General features: G+C 38.0%; 16 protein-coding genes. 7 read left to right on the plus strand and 9 right to left on the minus strand.

From position 1 onward, the window contains the following. Positions 1-108: 108 nt before the first annotated feature. The 3 genes from ispE to ACFE6N_RS04190 all read left to right on the plus strand — a co-directional run bounded on the left by ispE (position 109) and on the right by ACFE6N_RS04190 (position 2,672). Complete coding sequence (ispE, locus tag ACFE6N_RS04180) at positions 109-912, plus strand: 4-(cytidine 5'-diphospho)-2-C-methyl-D-erythritol kinase (protein ID WP_378934478.1); 804 nt, start codon at positions 109-111, stop codon at positions 910-912. A gap of 79 nt (positions 913-991) precedes the next feature. After that, the gene (locus ACFE6N_RS04185) at positions 992-1,411 is read left to right on the plus strand and encodes an OsmC family protein (RefSeq protein ID WP_378934126.1); all 420 of its coding nucleotides are present in this window, start codon (positions 992-994) and stop codon (positions 1,409-1,411) included. Between the two features lie 94 nt (positions 1,412-1,505). Next, positions 1,506-2,672, plus strand: a complete 1,167-nt coding sequence (locus ACFE6N_RS04190) for a trans-sulfuration enzyme family protein (RefSeq protein ID WP_378934128.1) — start codon at positions 1,506-1,508, stop codon at positions 2,670-2,672. A gap of 72 nt (positions 2,673-2,744) precedes the next feature. On the opposite strand, the gene ACFE6N_RS04195 is transcribed toward ACFE6N_RS04190, so the two are convergent. Continuing rightward, a complete protein-coding gene (locus ACFE6N_RS04195) occupies positions 2,745-4,001 on the minus strand; it encodes a hypothetical protein (protein WP_378934130.1) in 1,257 nt (418 codons plus the stop codon). Between the two features lie 313 nt (positions 4,002-4,314). On the opposite strand from ACFE6N_RS04195, the gene ACFE6N_RS04200 reads away from it, so the two are divergent. Together ACFE6N_RS04200 and ACFE6N_RS04205 are read left to right on the plus strand one after the other, a co-directional pair. Then, positions 4,315-5,037, plus strand: a complete 723-nt coding sequence (locus ACFE6N_RS04200) for a pirin family protein (RefSeq protein WP_378934132.1) — start codon at positions 4,315-4,317, stop codon at positions 5,035-5,037. A gap of 57 nt (positions 5,038-5,094) precedes the next feature. Continuing rightward, positions 5,095-5,391 carry a hypothetical protein gene (locus ACFE6N_RS04205; protein WP_378934134.1) on the plus strand — a complete coding sequence of 99 codons (297 nt, stop codon included), beginning with the start codon at positions 5,095-5,097 and terminating at the stop codon, positions 5,389-5,391. 340 nt (positions 5,392-5,731) lie between these two features. Here the strand turns inward: ACFE6N_RS04205 and ACFE6N_RS04210 are convergent, their stop codons facing one another. From ACFE6N_RS04210 to tgt, 5 genes are all read right to left on the minus strand, one after another. Beyond that, positions 5,732-6,016 carry a hypothetical protein gene (locus ACFE6N_RS04210; RefSeq protein ID WP_378934135.1) on the minus strand — a complete coding sequence of 95 codons (285 nt, stop codon included), beginning with the start codon at positions 6,014-6,016 and terminating at the stop codon, positions 5,732-5,734. A gap of 2 nt (positions 6,017-6,018) precedes the next feature. After that, entirely contained in the window at positions 6,019-8,823 is a 2,805-nt protein-coding gene (locus ACFE6N_RS04215) for a hypothetical protein (RefSeq protein WP_378934137.1), read from the minus strand. Between the two features lie 2,198 nt (positions 8,824-11,021). Beyond that, positions 11,022-11,900, minus strand: coding sequence for a DMT family transporter (locus tag ACFE6N_RS04220; protein WP_378934139.1), 879 nt, complete (start codon positions 11,898-11,900; stop codon positions 11,022-11,024). Positions 11,901-11,902: 2 nt separating this feature from the next. Then, complete coding sequence (locus tag ACFE6N_RS04225) at positions 11,903-13,006, minus strand: LptF/LptG family permease (protein WP_090987489.1); 1,104 nt, start codon at positions 13,004-13,006, stop codon at positions 11,903-11,905. Between the two features lies 1 nt (position 13,007). After that, positions 13,008-14,138: a tRNA guanosine(34) transglycosylase Tgt gene (gene tgt / locus ACFE6N_RS04230; RefSeq protein ID WP_378934141.1), complete on the minus strand. Its 1,131-nt coding sequence runs from the start codon at positions 14,136-14,138 to the stop codon at positions 13,008-13,010. 42 nt (positions 14,139-14,180) lie between these two features. Here tgt and ACFE6N_RS04235 point away from each other — a divergent pair, with 42 nt between their 5' ends. Together ACFE6N_RS04235 and rsmG are read left to right on the plus strand one after the other, a co-directional pair. After that, complete coding sequence (locus ACFE6N_RS04235; RefSeq protein ID WP_378934143.1) at positions 14,181-15,398, plus strand: glycosyltransferase; 1,218 nt, start codon at positions 14,181-14,183, stop codon at positions 15,396-15,398. Positions 15,399-15,423: 25 nt separating this feature from the next. Beyond that, positions 15,424-16,059, plus strand: a complete 636-nt coding sequence (rsmG, locus tag ACFE6N_RS04240) for a 16S rRNA (guanine(527)-N(7))-methyltransferase RsmG (protein ID WP_378934145.1) — start codon at positions 15,424-15,426, stop codon at positions 16,057-16,059. A gap of 32 nt (positions 16,060-16,091) precedes the next feature. Here the strand turns inward: rsmG and ACFE6N_RS04245 are convergent, their stop codons facing one another. From ACFE6N_RS04245 to ACFE6N_RS04255, 3 genes are all read right to left on the minus strand, one after another. Next, positions 16,092-17,348 (minus strand): M56 family metallopeptidase, encoded by a 1,257-nt coding sequence (locus ACFE6N_RS04245; protein ID WP_378934147.1) that lies wholly within the window; start codon positions 17,346-17,348, stop codon positions 16,092-16,094. Next, positions 17,348-17,719, minus strand: coding sequence for a BlaI/MecI/CopY family transcriptional regulator (locus tag ACFE6N_RS04250; protein ID WP_145860721.1), 372 nt, complete (start codon positions 17,717-17,719; stop codon positions 17,348-17,350). Before ACFE6N_RS04250 ends, ACFE6N_RS04245 begins: the two co-directional genes overlap by 1 nt. 180 nt (positions 17,720-17,899) lie before the next feature. Continuing rightward, positions 17,900-18,874, minus strand: a complete 975-nt coding sequence (locus ACFE6N_RS04255; RefSeq protein WP_378934149.1) for a M28 family peptidase — start codon at positions 18,872-18,874, stop codon at positions 17,900-17,902. Between the last annotated feature and the right edge of the window lie 109 nt (positions 18,875-18,983).

Below are 18,983 nucleotides of genomic sequence, written 5' to 3' on the forward strand. Positions count from 1 at the left end.
TGGGTTACTTAATATGGGTAGTCCCAGCGTGAAGCCGGGACCTACTACATAAAATTTGTATGTTTGCAATTAGGATTCAAGACTTACGACTCACGACTCTGGACTAATATGCTATCTTTCCCAAACGCAAAAATCAACCTAGGTTTAAATATCACCGAAAAACGTGTCGATGGTTACCATAACCTCGAAACGGTATTTTATCCGATTAATATTAAGGACGCGGTTGAGATTACCGATGCAGCAGTAACTTCCTGCAAAATTCATGGTATTGATATCCCCGGCGATCCGAATGATAACCTGTGTTTCAAAGCTTATCAGTTAGTGAAAAAGGATTATGATATTCCTGCTCAGCAAATTAATTTGTTAAAAAACATTCCGGTTGGCGCAGGTTTAGGTGGCGGATCAGCAGATTGTGCTTTTCTGATCAAACTTTTAAATGATAAATTCAGTTTGGGGCTGTCTGTTGATAAAATGGAGGGCTATGCTCGTCAATTAGGCGCTGACTGCGCATTTTTTATTGAAAACAAACCTGTTTATGCCTTTGGTAAGGGGGATGAATTTGAAAAGTGCGAAGTAGATTTGTCAGCCTGGTTTAAAGTTTTGGTTAAGCCGCCTGTACAGGTCAGCACGGCCGATGCCTACGCCCATGTAAAACCGCAAAAACCTTTGCAATCGTTAAAAGAAATGATACATTTGCATCCAACAACATGGAAAAATAAGGTTATCAACGATTTCGAGCCATCGGTATTCGCAAAGTATCCCCAAATTCGTCAAATAAAAACCAGTTTATACGATGCAGGCGCAACATTCGCTTTAATGAGTGGCAGCGGTTCGTCGGTTTTTGCAATGTTTGACCATCCGGTTAAATTGCCTGAACTGGAAGAAAACAATATAGTTTATTATAATATTTAAATAGAGCTTAAAGGTTAAAGCAGAAAGACTAAAGCAAATGCGTCTTGATTCTTGATACTAAATACTCGATACTAACAAAATGAATATAAATCTAGTCCGCAAGAGCGGGAAATTTAATTTTGAAGCAGAAAACGAGAGCGGTTTTACGGTAGAGCTGGATGCAAAAGCGGCTATTGGTGGCGAGGGAAAAGGTTTCAGGCCGATGGAAATGTTACTGATCGGATTAGGGGGCTGTAGTGGCATTGATATGGTAAATGTGCTTACCAAGCAGAAGGAGCCGCTTGATGATATTAAAATCGCTATAAATGCCACAAGAAAAGAGGAAGAAATGCCGCCGATTTTTGATGTAATTGATATTCGCTTCGATTTATTCGGTGATTTAAGCACCCAGAAAGTAGAGCGTGCATTAGCCATGACTTTCGATAAATACTGCTCCGTATCGAATATTTTAGGCCGTTCAGCCACAATTAATTTTACTTATACCATTAATAAGGGGTAAAAAAGGTTTATGGTGTAGGGTTTAGGGTGAAAATCTCCTGTCTAACATCTCAAATCTCAAATCTCAAATCTCATATCTCACATCTCACAATAAAATGAAATCCGAAAATTTTGAAACCATAGCTATACGCACACAAACCGAACGCAGTTTACATAAGGAGCATTCATCGCCGATTTATCTAACTTCGAGTTATAAGTTCGATGATGCAGAAGAAATGCGTGCATTGTTTGCCAATGAAAAGGAGGGTAATGTTTATAGCCGTTATTCAAATCCAAATACTTCAGAGTTTATCGAAAAAATGTGTCTTTTGGAGGGAGCAGAAGATGGATTTGCTACAGCGACTGGTATGGCGGCAATTTTTACCACGTTTGGTGCATTTTTGAAAAATGGCGACCATCTGGTATCAAGCCGTTCTGTTTTTGGTTCTACACACCAGTTGTTAACCAATGTTTTTTCGAATTGGGGCGTAACTTTTAATTATGCCGATCTGGATAAACCACAGGATTGGGAGGCTTTGATTAAGCCTAATACCAAAATGATTTTTGTTGAAACCCCATCCAATCCTGGTATTGATATTATTGATCTGGAGTTCCTGGGGAACCTGGCTAAAAAACATCACTTGTTGCTGGTTGTGGATAATTGCTTCGCCACGCCATATCTGCAGCAGCCAATTAAGTTGGGTGCTCACATTTCCATTCATTCGGCTACCAAATACATCGATGGACAAGGCCGTGTATTGGGAGGGATTATTTTAGGTGCTAAAGAACTGATTGCCGATGTGATTGGTTTTGCCCGTCACAGCGGACCGGCATTGTCACCTTTCAATGCTTGGGTATTGTCTAAAAGTTTAGAAACCCTGGCCATCCGTATGGACCGCCATTGCGAAAATGCTTTGAAAGTTGCTGAATATTTAGAAAAGCACCCGAAAATTAAGCTGGTTAAATATCCTTTTTTACCATCGCACCCTCAATATGAAATTGCTAAAAAGCAAATGAAACAAGGCGGGGGCATTGTAACCATCGTTGTTGAAGGCGGTATCGATGCCGCACGTAAATTTATGGATGGTTTGCAGCTGTTTTCGATCTCGGCAAATCTGGCTGATACCCGTTCCATTGCGACGCATCCTGCAACAAGTACGCACAGCAAGCTCACTGAAGAGCAACGTAATGAAGTGGGGATTGAGCAAGGATCTATCCGCTTATCTATTGGATTGGAGCATATTAACGATATTTTGGCTGATATTGAACAGGCGTTGACTTAGTTTAATCTCAAAGATAAATGATGAAAAAGGGAGGTTTATTTACATCTCCTTTTTTTGTTTTGAGTCACTAGCTTATTCATATTTGGAGAAATCAACTGCAAATATGCAACGGTTAACCTGACTTCCATTATTGGCACCAGCGTTGGGTTCGAATTCTGTTAAACTCCATAAATATCCATATTGCGTTTCAAGATATAAGGATTCGGCTCCGTAAGGCCACCGGTATCTTACCGTATTGGTGTCGCCATCGGTATATCTGGCCAGGCGGGCGGTAGATCCGTATGATTCGCTGGGTGATCCTGTGCAGGAGAGCCATGTTCTGTTGCCTTTTCTGAAAACGCCCTGTATGCCATGTGCATGATCGGAAGCAAACAAACTGTTTTTAGGGATCACGGTTTGTATACCCGAATTTTGCAATTCTCCGGAGCTGTCAATTGGAAATCCAAATATTTTAGGTACAATTGAGGCATCGGCACTGCCAGCATAATACTGGCCCGTCCATAGTTGGTTATTTTCGTAATTTACCTGAACAGTAGAAAACGGACTTGCGTCATTGATTTTATAGTAACCTATCTGTGGGAGAATATACCTGTAATTAAAAGCATAAAGATTGCCACCGGCATCTTTGCCGCATTTATTTTCGGTGCCGGTTCCAGAGCTTACCTCAATGATTTTATCTAAATCGAATACCCTTAGGCCTAAACTCGTGCTGCTTAAATAAATTTTTCCATTAAAATAAGCGATTCCACCTGCATGTACATTTAATGGCGCATACGAACCGTATTGTGTATAATCTAATGTCCCGGTTGGTAGGGTAGGCTGTACCAGTAAAATGTGTCTGTAAGTTAAGTAAGTACCGGAACTTGGACTAATGTCGATAATGCTTATCCTTGATCCTTTGCGCTCAGCTGCATCTTTGGCATACCAGCTCACTAGCAAATAACGTACCCCATTTCTGGAAAAACCTGCAATACCCTGTGGGCGCCAGATCGAAGTGTTTTCATCATCTTCATTCCATCTAATCCCCCTTACCCGGTTTTCTTCCGGCACATTAAAGCCATATACTTCAGTATAGGCATTACCACCAATGGCCTGGCGGTTTTTGTCAATTTGTGTAGGGTTTAAAAATGAAAAACCGGAGCTGATGTACGCCGATGTATTGGAATAAGTATTTACGCTTGCGGAAGCACTAACTGCGGCCGTACCGACCGTCAGCATGTTTTTGTCTTGATTTGTCGTAATGGTCTGATCTGCTGTCAAGGTATTCTTTTCACAGGAAAATGTAAATAGGCAGGACACCAATAGCATCCCGATCATGTTTTTTTGCATGAGTTTATAAGGTTGATTGTTCTGGTTAAATTAGTGCAAGTTTAAGGGGTACAGATAAACTTAAAACTGAAACCATGTTAAGGATAGATTATCTTTAATGATTTGAATTTATATGCCTTTCAATTGATGTGGAAAGAATTTCAAATGCTATGATGTGCTTAACTGAGGCAGTATTCCTGTAAAGCTGAATGCTTAGTTAAATCAATGCCAGAGGTTCTACGCTCTCCGCTCCACGACAAACTTTCTTACCCTACATCAATGCCTGCTAAATATCACTGCTGTAAATTTGTATCATAAATAAGAAAGGAAATTTATGTCACAGTTTATTTTGCACAAAGCAAACACCCGGGGTCATGCCAATCATGGCTGGTTAAATGCGCATCACTCATTCAGTTTTGCTAATTACTACAATCCGGAAAGAATGCATTTCGGGGTTTTAAGGGTTTTAAATGATGACTTGATTGATGGTGGTATGGGTTTTGGTACCCATCCGCACGATAACATGGAAATTATTACCATTCCGTTAGCCGGCGCAATTGCACACAAAGATAGTATGGGTAATTCGGCCGTTATTAAAAATGGAGAAATCCAGGTGATGAGTGCCGGAACAGGTGTAAGCCATAGTGAGTTTAATGCCAATGCAGATGAGCAGTTAAATTTGCTGCAGATCTGGTTATTTCCGAACAAGAAAAATGTTACGCCACGTTACGATCAGCAAACATTGGATGTGGAAGCCAGACACAATAACTTCCAGCAGATTTTATCGCCAAACGCAGATGATGCCGGTGTATGGATCCATCAGGATGCCTGGTTCTCATTAGGTAAATTCAATGCCGGATTTGAAACTGAATACAAAATCAAAAAAGCTGGCAACGGTGTTTATGCTTTTGTGATCAATGGCGAAGTAACCATAAACGGACAAGTGTTGAGCAAAAGAGATGGTCTGGGTGTTTGGGATACCGATAAAATCAGTTTTCAAGCCAATACTGCAGATGCAGAGGTATTGTTAATGGATGTGCCGATGGAATTGAATTAAAATAATTTAACCAAACCCCGCAGATTTAAAACCCGCGGGGTTTATTTATGTAAAAATATGCAAACTACCATACTTTATATCGGCAGGGATACTGAAATTACGACTGTGATGAACCGATTGTTAAATGCCAGACCGGAGTGGAAAGGAATCTGCGTGTGTTCAGATGATGAAGCTATCGAGATTTGCCAAACAAATGAAATAGATTTGGTTCTTTTGGGGAACGGTATTGATGCAGCATGTGAAAAAGCCTTAAGAGCAAGACTGACCGGAATAAAACCTGAGTTGAAAATTATCCAGCATTATGGCGGTGGAAGCGGACTTCTTTATGGAGAAATTATGACGGCACTAAATTAAGTAAAGAAATATTTTTTGCACTTTGCTATTACTCCCTCAAATAGCAGCAGTTGCCAATCTACCTAAACGGGATTGCAGCGATATCCTTTTAAAATTAGCACCTGCTTCCGTTTCACTGTGATGCTGAGGTACGAAGCATCTGCAAGCGATGAAATAGATGCTTCGTACCTCAGCATCACAATTGCATTTTAAAAGATTTAGCGAAAAGCCCGACTGTCAATCAATAGCGCTGCAGGACTTGCTTTTCAAAACACTTTAAGCTAATCTCATTAAAGCTAGTTGTACGCAGGAAAAATAACTCTTGATGGTCTGTGAGACACAGACCATGGAATTTTTGGACTTAGCTGATGTAATCTCTATCCTCGTCGCTTAAGGTATTTTTATTTTCTATCGTAGGTTGATTTCTCTCAATCTCATCATCATAGCTGCTAACTGTTTTTTTCGGTCTGCCTACCACAAAGCCAATAATGAAACCGACGATGATACAAACACCGATAACGATCAGTTTGGAAACCTGAACATCGTTTGCTACGATAAAGTTAAATGGCACCTCATCACTGTTCAAAAATAAGAAGGCGGTTAATAGGGCCGTTAATATGATGATCGAAATTGTTTTTGCGCTCATGTTTAAAAACTATAGTTAAATGAAAACTCTAATATCGGATTTTGATTGTAAATCTGATTAACAAAAACCAATCTTGCTCCTAAATCTACAACAGGTTGGTAGCGTAAAATGTTTACACTGGTATTTAATTCTACCCCATATGTTTTCGGATCGTTAAAGGTTGTGCCGCTACCGATATTTTCATAATGGCAGAATAGCCCGGCCCTGAAATTTCTCACGTAAGCCAACGGACCTAACTCCCAGTCTGGAAAGGCGAAGGGAAAGCGGTAATTGAAAAGCAGGCTGTTTTGTAGTTTACTTTTAGCTAAAATATTGTTGTACCCATAAACAGTTGCAATCTCCGTTGCGTACTGATTTACCCCGGTTGCTTTTTGATAATTGAAGCTCGCCAGAAAGGAATGGTTTTTTGCAAAACCCGGAAAGTAAAGGAAGCTTTCGAGCGCTAAAATTTCTCCTTTTAAATTTTGATCAAAAGGCTGGTGATTGTAAGTTGCCCTGAACACCTGCCCCCATCTGGGTGCAATGTCTCTCTCGGTCGTGCGTACGCTGTGGTTAAAAGTAAAATTATACTCCATTGGAAATTTAAGCTCGCGTGTAAAACCGGCAGGCATGTTTTCAGGCATGTACCTTTGCGTAAAACTGGTTGCCGTATTGAGTGTGAAAGCATAGTTGTTGTTACGCGCGTTAAATGATAATGGAAGGGATGCATTTAGTTTGATATAGTTCTCTCTCCAATCGCCTTGCTGTATTGTGTTTTTAGCGCGGTAGAACGTGCGTTTAGGTCTGTTCCGATATAGGATGCTCAATACAGGGTAAAGTGCCTTATAGCTGATATCTGCAGTGTATTCAAAACGCTTTAAATCTCTGTGGTATTTTGCGCCGGTGTAGAAGCCCATCGTGTTGAGTAGATTGTTTGATTGAAGTTCTAAACCAAAAACATATTCGTTGTCAATTACCGGAACAATACTGTGGATGTTGAAAAGATTTGACGCTGTATGGTAACGCTTCGATGGGTAGATGCTATCCGGAATGTTTTGGAAAACATTACCAACATTTTCCTGCTTTTCCGCTGCTGCCGAAAAATCCACAAAGTTATTTTCGCCTAACGGTTTCTCTGTAACAGGAATTTCGGCAATTTCGTAACCATTGATTTTGTAATCATTAAATATGATTTTTCCGTCACCGCTTTCCGTAGCGTTGAAGGCTCCGTATTTCGATGCGCTAAGTGCTGTGATTTTTTTTGAAACGGGATCTATTTGGTAAATATTATCGATGCCGTTAAAGTGTGCATTGAAGACAATTTTATCTTGAATAAAAACCGGTCGGCTGAGTTGTTGTCGGCTGTTGGAAATGAGTATGGATTTTTTCTCCCCATCAACGAGCCATAAACTTTTTCCTTTCTCGCTTACGCTGATATAAGCTACCTTATTTCCTGACCGGTCAAAAGAAGGTGTTTGCAGGATTTCATTTTCAGGGTTTGCATAAGTCTTTAAAATCTCTCCTGAGCTGGCATCGATCTCTACTAAATTAAATTGATTATTAAGTTCAACTTTAGCTGTAATAATTTTCTTTCCGTCCTCAGATAGGCTGGGAGAGAAGAGCCTGCTTTTGCTGCTTAATTTACTGAATTTTTTGGTCTTTAAATTATACGAACAGATTACACTGTAACTCCGCTGTTTGTACCTGGGGTCATAGCGGATTTCATCCCAAACCAGAAGATCATTTTTTAAGCTAAACCAAGGTTGTTCCTGATAACCGATTCCGAATAGTTTTTGCTCTGATTTATCCTCATTAATGATGACGAAATATCGCGCATCAGTTTTACTTTCTTTAAGTGCTAAAACCTGGTTTTTATTTAATCTTACCGGTAAGAAATAATGCGTTGCTATTTTTGTTTTTTTATTTAAGCTTTCATAGTTTTCTGTGAAAGATTTTTCTTCCTGTTTTTTCCATGTTTCTGCCAGCTTGTTCTGGGTAGATAAAAAATATTGCCGCGTATTTTCTCCGGTATATTTTTTTAAGCTTTTCGAAAATGGATACGGTCTCCATGGTCTTTTCCTGATGTCGCCAAGTAAGCTGTCTGAAATGAACTGACCATATTTTTCCTTCATGTCAGATACCATCAAATAGCCTGTTTGATAATAACCTGGCGTTACTTCTTTGTTCGAGCCGAAATAGGCTTTGCTGTAGGTAAATTTTTTTCCTTCCAGAAGTGAAGCCCGGTAAGGCATGATCCAGTTTGGCTGTCGGCCCCTACCCGAATTCGTCAAAGCAGTTTCGTTCACTACTGCATCGCCTTCGAAAAACCAAATGGGTATACCCGCGCCAAAGTATGCGAAGTAAACCAGTTCAGGAAAAGGGTGTGCCTGTGTCCCTGTCAATTTGTCAAACTGTGCAATGTGCCTGAGTTCATGCACGGCAAGGTTGTTCAGCCAATCCTGGCTGTCAAAAAACTGTGGAGGCGTAGCATAGAACTCCGACTTCTTTGGCCCTAGTTGCACAAAGCCATTAGCTACCGTTCCCCGGTTCTGTAAAAGTAGTGGGATAGAGGTTTGTTTCTGGTTCAGGCCCACCCCGATTTTGCTATAGATAAAGGGTAGGGTATTAGCCATTCTTTGGGCTTCGTTCTCCAGTTCTTTGGGATAAACGATTTTAAAGCCGCCGGATGAAATGTAGTTCCATTTTACACTAAGTGGGTTTTGCACAGTGCTGAAAATCTGTCCAGAAACAGATAATGAAACAAAACTTAAAGTGATTGTACTTAAATAACTGATAATTAGTTTTTTGTTTAATTTTTTTAAGCTCATCTAAAATCTTTGCTAAAATATTTAGTTTTTTGAAATTTATAGTTGTTTGAAAAAGTGAATTTTTAATTCATATAAATTTATTTAAATATCTGATTTACAAATATTATTGTAATATAATTGAATTGATAAAATGTTCGTTTATGAATAAAAATTCGCGCAAATATACTACTGGTTGTTGCTTAAATGGCTATTTTTATTTTAATCAATTTTATCCAATTAATTTACACTTATTAATCGATTTTCCTGAAAATTTTTTCTGCCATTTTTAAATTATGTATGACTGGCAGAAGATGATCGCAGTTCTCGGTGCTAAGCTAAGCGCTATCGAATTTATAGTGTCAATGGATGATTGCGAAAGATTAACAAACGTCCGGGAAATTAAAGGAAAGCCCGACAGCGAAATTGATTTGTTTGAATACCAAAAACTAACCGGGATCAATCGATGATTGAAACGTTTGTTGTGTTAGTTTTTAGAATTTTGGGAAATGAAAAAAAACAGATTATGGCGGGCGAAGATTTTTGTAATGACATAATGTCTGTTTTTTCGCTAGGATATCAGCTTAGTTTTAAAGTATTTTGAATCTCGATTTTGGCTGAATTAACCGGATTTACATCAGTTTAAAAAATTAAAATTGAAGTTCACGTATTCCTAAAACAGTAATTTTTGAGTACCAAATTCAGCTTTTGGAGCTTAAATTTTAGTTATAAATTAGGCTCAAATTTTAATGATCTGTATATTTTTTGCTGACTTCAAGCCTGAAAAACCGTAACATTTTGCCTGGATAATGCGGTTTCCTTGCGATATTCGTGAATAAAGGCGTTTTCCGGATATTTTATCGAAATTTGATTTTTTGAATTAAAAAGTGGTTTTATTGTAGTTTAAACGCATTTTTTTTGATCAATATGTATTTTCAGATCGTAATAGTGGGATCTGATAATTTTTCATCTTTAGGCGTAAAAAGTGGTCCAGCAATTTAGTTTTACCGCTCAATTTTTAGTGTTTTGATAATGATTAATTCCAAAAAAACTGCGCTGTTTTGTGGCTGCATAGTAACTGTTTGTACTGCAAATTGTAAGCTATGCTGAGGCCAGGTATAGCATCTTTAAGATGGTTCTATCTTATTTCAGGACGATACGTTCGCATTACTTATATGAATTTTAGGATAAAATCTCTGGATTTAATATTGTTTTATATGTGCTTTTTTAAGATGTAAGTAGCATTTTTTATTTGGGATCCAAACGAGTTTTTTGTAAGGTTTTTTCGCTAATAAATCCTTAGTTTTTTCAGTATTTCTATATTAGGTTTTTGGTAGTTTTTATTGTTGATTTGAAGCTGTTTTGTCAGTGATTTTTTTATTTAAAAATTTAATCTTTTGACTTTTATATTTTCCTGATTTCGTACCCGTTTTTAGCGTATGTTGATTGATTATTTGTAATCTATTTATGCTCAAAATTTGTGTTTTACTGGCGTTATATGTAGTCTCTTTTTTAAAGATTTATTTAGATGGCCATCAAAAGAATTTCGTTCATAAAATATTCATTTTTGATAAGTTGAAATTATATTTTAAAGCTTGGTTTATAGTTCTGTTTTAAGGTCGGTCCAGATGGTGTTTTTTACGTGTTTTGCTCATCTGATATTGCTGAATCCTTCATAAGTTTTATCGGTCAAAAACGTATAATTTAAGGATATAAAAATTTAGCTTTGTTATGCTATAATTACAACTTCAGGCGGTTAATTAATATTGCCTTGATCTGAATGGAAGTTAGGGTCGAAGCAGGTATTTTTGGTAAACGTATTCTTTATTGAGGTGGTGTGAAGTGGTTGCGGAATAGAGGTGTTTTAGATCCCTCTACTGTCGGGAAATTGCATTTTTTAACGTAGTTTCCTTTTTTAATTACGCCTGTTTATATGGAACTGCTATCGCTTAGGTAAAGTGTTTTGATAGGCTTTAACGATTAGTTTTTGACAAGTTTGGGTACTTCTAAATTGGTATTGTGGTAATCTTTTTTGAGCCGTTTACGGCTTATGTTCTGCGCTATCTTTTAAAGATTTTTGATCATGCTTTTGTTGGGAATCAGATCTGAATAAAAAAATCGACCCATCAAAATATAGGGATTCAATGGATCGTTCAGCTTAAATTATCTTAATAAAAAACGGTTGGCTTTTTGACAAATATATCCTATTACTGGGCTTTGTTTTAGAGCTGGTTCTTTCTCTTTTTATAAATGGGATAAAGAAAAATTGAGGCCAATATAATGGTTGCGCCGATATAAAATCCACCTGTCATTTGCTCTTTGCTTTGAAAAAAAACAAAGGCCAATACGATGCCGTACACAGGTTCAAGATTGGTAATTAAAGCAACTCTAAAAGCGGATAAAGTTCTCATTACGGCAACACCTGCAACGTATGCAACAGATGTGCAAAGCGTGCCCAGCAGTGCAAGGTAGAACCAGTTTTGAGCGCTAAGATTGAATCCTGTATTCAGCAGCGAACCATCATATAAACGATATAGGGTGATCCAGAAAAATGCCCCAACAAGTTCATAAAAACTGATGATGGAAGGTTCGCTTTTTTGTACCAGCGTGGAATTTATGGTTGAGAAAAGACTGGATGCAACTGCAGCTAACAAACCAAAAATTATTCCTAATGTATACTGACCTTCGAATTTAAAGATCATATATATTCCCAGAATGATGAGTAAACCGATTAAAATATCGCCAGGTTGTATGGGTTGTTTTTTGATCAGCGGTTCTAAAATTGCCGTAAATAAAGTAAAAGAAGACAGGCAAACCAGGGTTACCGAAACCGTAGAAACTTTAATGGCGTGGAAGAAAAATATCCAATGGATAGCTACAGCTCCGCCTGTTAAAAAGAATTGGATGAACTGTTTTTTGCTGATCTTAATGTTCTTTTTGGTAATTAAAAACCATGCTAAGAGTGTGGCTGCGGCAATCATTACACGGTACCAAACCATGGGCACTGCATCGATAGAAATCAACTTGCCGAGCACGCCAGTAAAGCCCCAAACAAATACGGTAAGATGGAGGATGAGTAAATTCTTTTTGGTAATGTCCATCGTTATTTTGGTGCTTTTCTTAGCAGGTAAAAACCTAGTAAGCCAAAGAATAATGTAGGCATGATAACGGCTGCGAAAGGAGGTAATCCGCCTTTGGTCGAAAACATTTGTGTAAACTGGTTAAATACGATGTAAGCAAAGCTAATGAAGATTCCGATACCTAAAGATACACCAACCCCACCGCGAACTTTACGCGAGGAGAGGGCAACACCGATCAGCGTTAACACATAAGCAGAAAGCGGGTGCAGGTAACGTTTGTATTTTTCAAACTGAAGGTCGTTCATTACGCCTGTGCCACGGATTTTTTCTTTCCTGATCTTCTCTGAAAGTTCTTTCGTCGTTAAGTTTTGCACCACGTTATCATAGGCAGAAAAATCATCAGGACGCATATCCAGAATGGTATCTTTAAGTTTGCCGTTACCATAAATCATGGTTTCTTTCAGGCCATCAATCTTACGGATAGAGTAGTTGCTCAACTGCCATTTACGCTTAAGCGAATCCCATTTTATATTTTCTGCAACGATTTTTTTGGTCAGTACATCTCCGCTAAAATTATCCAAAGAAAACCGATATCCTGAATTCGTTTTGTTGTCGAAATTATCAATATAAATATAGGTTTTGTCGTCCAGTTTCATATGGATTTTGGACTTTGTGGAAGGATCATTACGCTTTACATACGTATTCTCGAAGCTATTTTTTAAGGTATTGGTATAGGGAAGAAGGTATAAGTTGGAAAGTAGATTGGCCGAAAAAATAATGGAGGCCGATACCAGGTAAGGAAATAAAAACCGGTTAAAACTCACACCACCACTTAAAATCGGCACAATCTCGGTCTGATCGGCCATTTTAGCCGTAAAGAAAATTACGGCAATGAAATTAATCAGTGGCGAAAGCATATTCACATAAAAAGGAATGGAGCCAGCGTAATATTTGGAAAGGATTCCCCAAAAACTTAGACCGCTTTTCATAAAATCATCCATTTTTTCCGACAGGTCAAAAACAACAATAATGATCACGAAAATGGCAAGGGTATAAATAAATGTACCCAGGTATTTCCCGATAATATACTGATCGATGATTTTTATTCTCCCTTTTAACAGATTCATTTTATAGCTTATTGCCTAACACTTTAACCATTTTGTTTTTCCACTCATAAAATTCGCCTGCAATGATTTTTTCCCTGGCCTGTTTTACCAGCCAGAGATAGAAATGCAGGTTATGTAAGGTAGCAATTTGAGCGCCAAGCATTTCATTGCTATGGACCAGGTGCCTTAAATAAGCTTTTGTGGTTACCTGATCGGCATGCAGATCGCTTTCTGCATCCAAAGGAGAAAAATCATTTTCCCATTTTTTATTCCTGATGTTGATAATACCATTCCTGGTAAATAACATGCCGTTTCTTGCATTTCTGGTCGGCATTACACAATCGAACATATCGATACCCAATGCGATATTTTCTAATATATTGATGGGTGTACCAACGCCCATTAAATAACGTGGTTTTTCAGCCGGTAATATATCGCATACCACTTCCGTCATGGCGTACATCTCTTCGGCAGGTTCACCTACCGATAAGCCCCCTATTGCATTGCCCTCACGATTCATACCGGCAATAAATTCTGCCGATTTAATTCTTAAATCTTTATATACAGAGCCCTGAACAATAGGGAATAACGTTTGGTCAAAACCATATTTAGGCTGCGTATTATCAAAATGGGTACAGCAGCGCTCTAACCAGCGGTGGGTCATTTTGATCGATTTGGCCGCATAGGTGTAGTCGCAGGGATACGGGGTACATTCATCAAAGGCCATAATGATATCTGCACCAATGGTACGCTGGATATCCATTGCATATTCAGGAGTAAAAAGGTGCTTTGATCCATCAATGTGAGAACGGAAAGTAACGCCTTCTTCCTTAATTTTACGTACCTGACTTAATGAATATACCTGATAACCACCACTATCAGTTAAAATCGGGCGGTCCCAACCAATAAATTGATGCAGTCCACCTGCCTTTTCAAGAATGTCAAGTCCTGGTCTTAAATAAAGGTGGTAAGTATTTCCGAGAATGATTTTTGCGTCAATATCATTTTTAAGCTCACGCTGGTGTACGGCTTTCACCGTTCCGGCAGTACCCACAGGCATAAAAATAGGTGTTTGTATTTCGCCGTGAGCAGTGGTGACCGTTCCGGCCCTGGCTTTAGATAGTGGGTCGTTAGCCTGTAAACTAAATTTCATAATATATTTTCCTCGTCAAAAATCTGCCAAAAATAGCAAAAATTGAGGGCATATTTTTGTTTAATTTTTTATCCACATAAAAGTGATTTACAGATTAAAAATGAGAAATTTGCGCCTATTTATTTTACCATCGTGATATTAACCCCGCTTGAAATTATTCTGCTCTCCATATTGGTTTTTTGCCTTTTGGTTCAGCTTTATTATGTACTATTTGTTCATTTGAAGCTGGCCAGGGTAAGCATTGAAGAAGTGCCGTTTTCGGCGCGTAAACCGATCAGTGTTATTGTTTGTGCCCGAAATGAAATTGTTAATCTGGAAAAATATCTTCCTTCGTTATTCAGCCAAAATTATCCTGAATTTGAGGTGGTAGTGGTCAATGATCGTTCCTGGGATGGAACCGAGGACTTTTTAGAAGCTTTAGAAAAACAGCATCGTAACATTAAGGTAGTAAAAATTTTAGATAACGATAAATTTATTGCCGGCAAAAAGTTCGCCGTTACCATGGGCATAAAAGCGGCTAAATATGATTGGCTGGTATTTACAGATGCCGATTGTATGCCGGCATCTGACCACTGGCTGATGGATATGCAGCAGCCCGCTGATGAGCAAACGGAAATTATATTGGGGTATTCGCCTTATATGAAAAAGCGCAGCCTGTTAAATGCTTTGATCCGGTTCGAAACCTTTTTTACTGCGGTTAACTACCTTTCTTTTGCCCTGAAAGGCATGCCTTATATGGGGGTTGGAAGAAATATGGCTTATAAAAAATCACTGTTTTTTAAAAATAAGGGATTCGCAGCGCATATGCATATTCCATCCGGGGATGATGATTTGTTTGTAAATGCACACGCCAACAGCTATAATACCGAGATTCGCATACATCCGGATAGCCACGTGTGGAGTGAGCCAAATAAAAGCTGGGCAGGTTATTTGAGACAGAAAAAACGCCATTTTGGTGCTGGTAAGTTTTATAAACCGAAACATAAATTTATTTTGAGCCTCCAGATTATTTCCCAGTTTCTGTTTTATGCCTTTTTTGCTGCTTGTATGTTTTTGAGTCGCGAAGCGCAATATGTAGCACTCGGCATCCTCGGATTAAGCATTGTGATCCGGTGTTTTGTCTATCCTAAATTACTTAAACGGTTAAACTATGGCGATTTACGTTGGTGGTTCCCGATTTTAGATATACTTTTGTTTCTGTTTTTAACCTTAAACGGATTTTTATCCATGTTTGGGAAGAAAAATGCAAAATGGAAATAGTTCATAATCCTTTAGTTATTGCAATATGCCTGATGTAAAGCCAGATATCATTTTAAAATATTTTCCCGATCTAACTGAAAAACAGCTTGGGCAGTTTTCCCGGTTGTTTGAGTTATATAGCTTCTGGAATGCGCAGATCAATGTAATTTCAAGAAAAGATATTGAAGAATTGTACGAGCGCCATGTGCTTCATTCATTGGGAATAGCTAAAATCTGTACCTTTAAAGCAGGAGAGTCTGTGCTGGATGTAGGAACTGGAGGCGGCTTTCCGGGTATCCCTTTAGCCATTTTATTCCCTGAAACGCAGTTTTACCTGGTTGATTCTATCGGGAAAAAAATCAAAGTGGTAAAAGAGGTGGCTTTGGCACTAGGTTTGGAAAATTTGCGTGCCGATCATTTGAGGGCCGAGCAGGTTAAAGAAAAGTTCAATTTTATAGTATCAAGGGCAGTGACCCGTTTAGGCGAATTTTACCCATGGATACAGGGAAAGTTTAAAAAAGATGCAGTAAATGCCATTCCGAATGGAATTCTATATCTGAAAGGTGGAGATTTGGCAGAAGAGATCAGGGAATCGAAACTGAAAGCAGAATTATATCCGCTTTCAGCTTATTTTAAGGAAGATTTCTTTGAAACCAAATATGTGGTTTACGTACCGCAGTAATTATTTTATTAGCCTTCTTAACTGGCTTTTGCTCAATTGGCTTGAGTGGAGCTAATGTTGATTTTCAGTACTTCACCTTTTGTTGCTTTTGGTTCTACAGGCGGAGGTGGAGGTACAGGCTTGGTATCCGGAGTGATCATTATTGACGAAGGTAGTTTTTTGCTGTCCTTTTTAACAGTAGGTGAAGCAAACCGAACTTTATTTACTTTTGATTCATTATTATTTTTTGCTTTTAAAGGAACTGGTTCTACTGGCGGCGGCGGTGGTAATCTTTTGTCATACTTGATGATAACGGGTTCATTTATCCTTATTTCTTTCATCTTTTTGACTTTGGCTGGGCTTGGTTCTTTTGGAGGTGGAGGAGGCAGTCTCTTTTTATCTGATTTTTTCTTCGTCGTATCCTGTAAAACAATGGTTAAGCTTTCCTTTTTCTGTCCAAATTGGATGGTAGCATAATCTTTTGTAAATGCCATTGTAGATAGGCATAGCATAAATCCGGTTAAGGGAAGGATAAATAACAATTTGAGCCTGGCCCATTTTGCTGATTTTTTTTGATTTAACATAGTTATTCTATTTTTTAGTAATGAGGAATTAAAAAGATGGTTACTAAGGGTAATTTTGTCATTCCCATACGAATTTTGGATCAGAAACAACGCATACTCATATTTTGCAATGTCTTTTCTGGTAGTAGCCTCATCAGCAAGGTATTCATGCACAAGCCTGATATCGTTCTTCATGAAGTAAATAACCGGATTGAACCAGCTGGAAATCTGTATCAGTTCGAATAATAGGATATCAAGACTATGTTTTTGTTTAATATGCACCATTTCGTGTTTTAGCACAGTAGCTTTTTGGTTCATCTCCGGATCCATAAAAATTAGATTGAAGAATGAAAATGCCGCTTTTGAATGTTTGATGTCAATAACAGTGATGTTATCTTCTTTACGCTTATGTGCATTTTGCATTAATTTTGCAAGGTGTCTTAGCCCCCACAAAAATTTTAGTATTAAAATTGATGAAATTGCCAGATATAATACTAAAAGGACGTTTTTCAGCGTAAAATAGGATGTAGGTTCGTCAATCCGGATAGATCCAGTATAGTGAAAAACCATTTCCTTCTTTAAGAACCCCAGCTGAACAAACGGAAGTGTAAAAGCCAGCATCGAACTGAAAATCAGGTAAGATCTGTTTAAAACATAAAAGGTTTCCCTGTGGAGAAATAATCTATAAAATCCATAAAACAGGATAAGGTATAGATTTGCTTCGAGTAAATAATATAGCCAGCTCATCACTTGTCTTTTTTAAGTTTCTCTGCCAATTGAATAATTTCGTTGAGCTCTTCGTTACTCATACTTTTTTCCTTCACCAGAAAGGAAACCAGGCTTTCATAAGAATTTTCGAAGTAATTGTTCATTACCTTGTCGAATGCAAAACGTTTGTAATCAGTTTCTTTGATGATAGGGTAGTAGATATGTGTATTACCTATCGCCTTATGGTCAACAAAGCCTTTACTTTCCAGCACCCTGATTACGGTCGAAACCGTGTTGTAAGCGGGTTTGGGTTCATTCATTTTTTCAATGACCTCTTTTACCAGGGCTTCGCCCATTTCCCAAAGGATAAGCATTACCTGTTCTTCTGCTTTTGTGAGTTCTTTTATCATGTCAACTATTTTTGTAGTTTGGTTAATTGAAGTTACCACTATAAAAATAGTTTGCAAACTATTTTTATAGTTTATTTTATAAACACTTGATAAACAGATAAATAATTTTAAACTGGATTTTGTGAAGCATAAAAAAACCTGCCGAATAGGGCAGGTTTAAAGTAAACTTTAAGGATGTTGTTAAAATCTTTCTGACTTTCGCGGGTTATCCATCATGATCATTTTATTTTTTAACAACTGCTGTAAACCGGTTTGTTTGTCGATGTTCTTTACAACATCCAATACGGCACTTGCTGCATGGCTGAAAAATTGCTTGGTGATTGTAGAATATTCGTCACTGGCTTTATGGTAATCTTTATGGTCTTCTACACCGAAGTATAAGAATGGAATATTCTTAGCATTAAAAGCACCCTGATCGCTTTGATTGGTCCAGTCATCATGGCCAAGTTTAGGATCGTCGTGGCCTAAACTTACTTTTATATCAGTCCGTGTGGTATCAATGTATTGCTTTAAATCCGGATACCTGAAAGTTCCGCATACATAAAGTTCACCTTTATCACTATGGCTGATCATATCCATATTTAAATCAATGGCAATCGTATTAATAGGTACTGGTGGATTGCCTACAAATGCCTTAGCACCTTGTAAACCCATTTCTTCAGCATCAAAAGCAGCAAAAATAATGGTGTTATTGGGCTTGTTCTTTGAAAAATAAGCTGCAATTTTCAATAAACCTGCCGTTCCCGATGCATTATCATCAGCACCATTAAAAACTTCATTTTTTATCACGCCTAAATGATCGTAATGCGCAGAAACAACAATTACATTGGTTCCTTTGCCTGGAATGTAGCCAATAACGTTGGTGCCGTTTATTTTCGCACCATTTCTATCATTAAAGGTGAATTCCTGGGCATAATTTACATGTTGCGGATAAGATTTTAAACCTAATTTTTTAAATCTTTCTATAATATAAGCCCTGGCCATTTCTGCACCCTTAGTGCCCGTTTTACGCCCCTGATAAGCATCAGAAGAAAGTATTTCAACATCTTTGAGCAATTGGTTGTCTAATTTGCCAGAAGCAGTATTGTTTTGATTTTTTACGGATGAACAGCAGCTGAACATCATGGCTAAGGGAATAATGTATAAGATTTTCATAGTTGTTCTGTAACAATTTAGGATCGTCATCTCGTGGGAACTTGCTTAATAGAGAGATTTATTGGTATAGATTTCTCGACTACGTTGCACTTCGCTCGAAATGACGATT

Source organism: Pedobacter sp. BG31, from assembly GCF_042464845.1.
GTDB classification, from domain to species: domain Bacteria; phylum Bacteroidota; class Bacteroidia; order Sphingobacteriales; family Sphingobacteriaceae; genus Pedobacter; species Pedobacter suwonensis.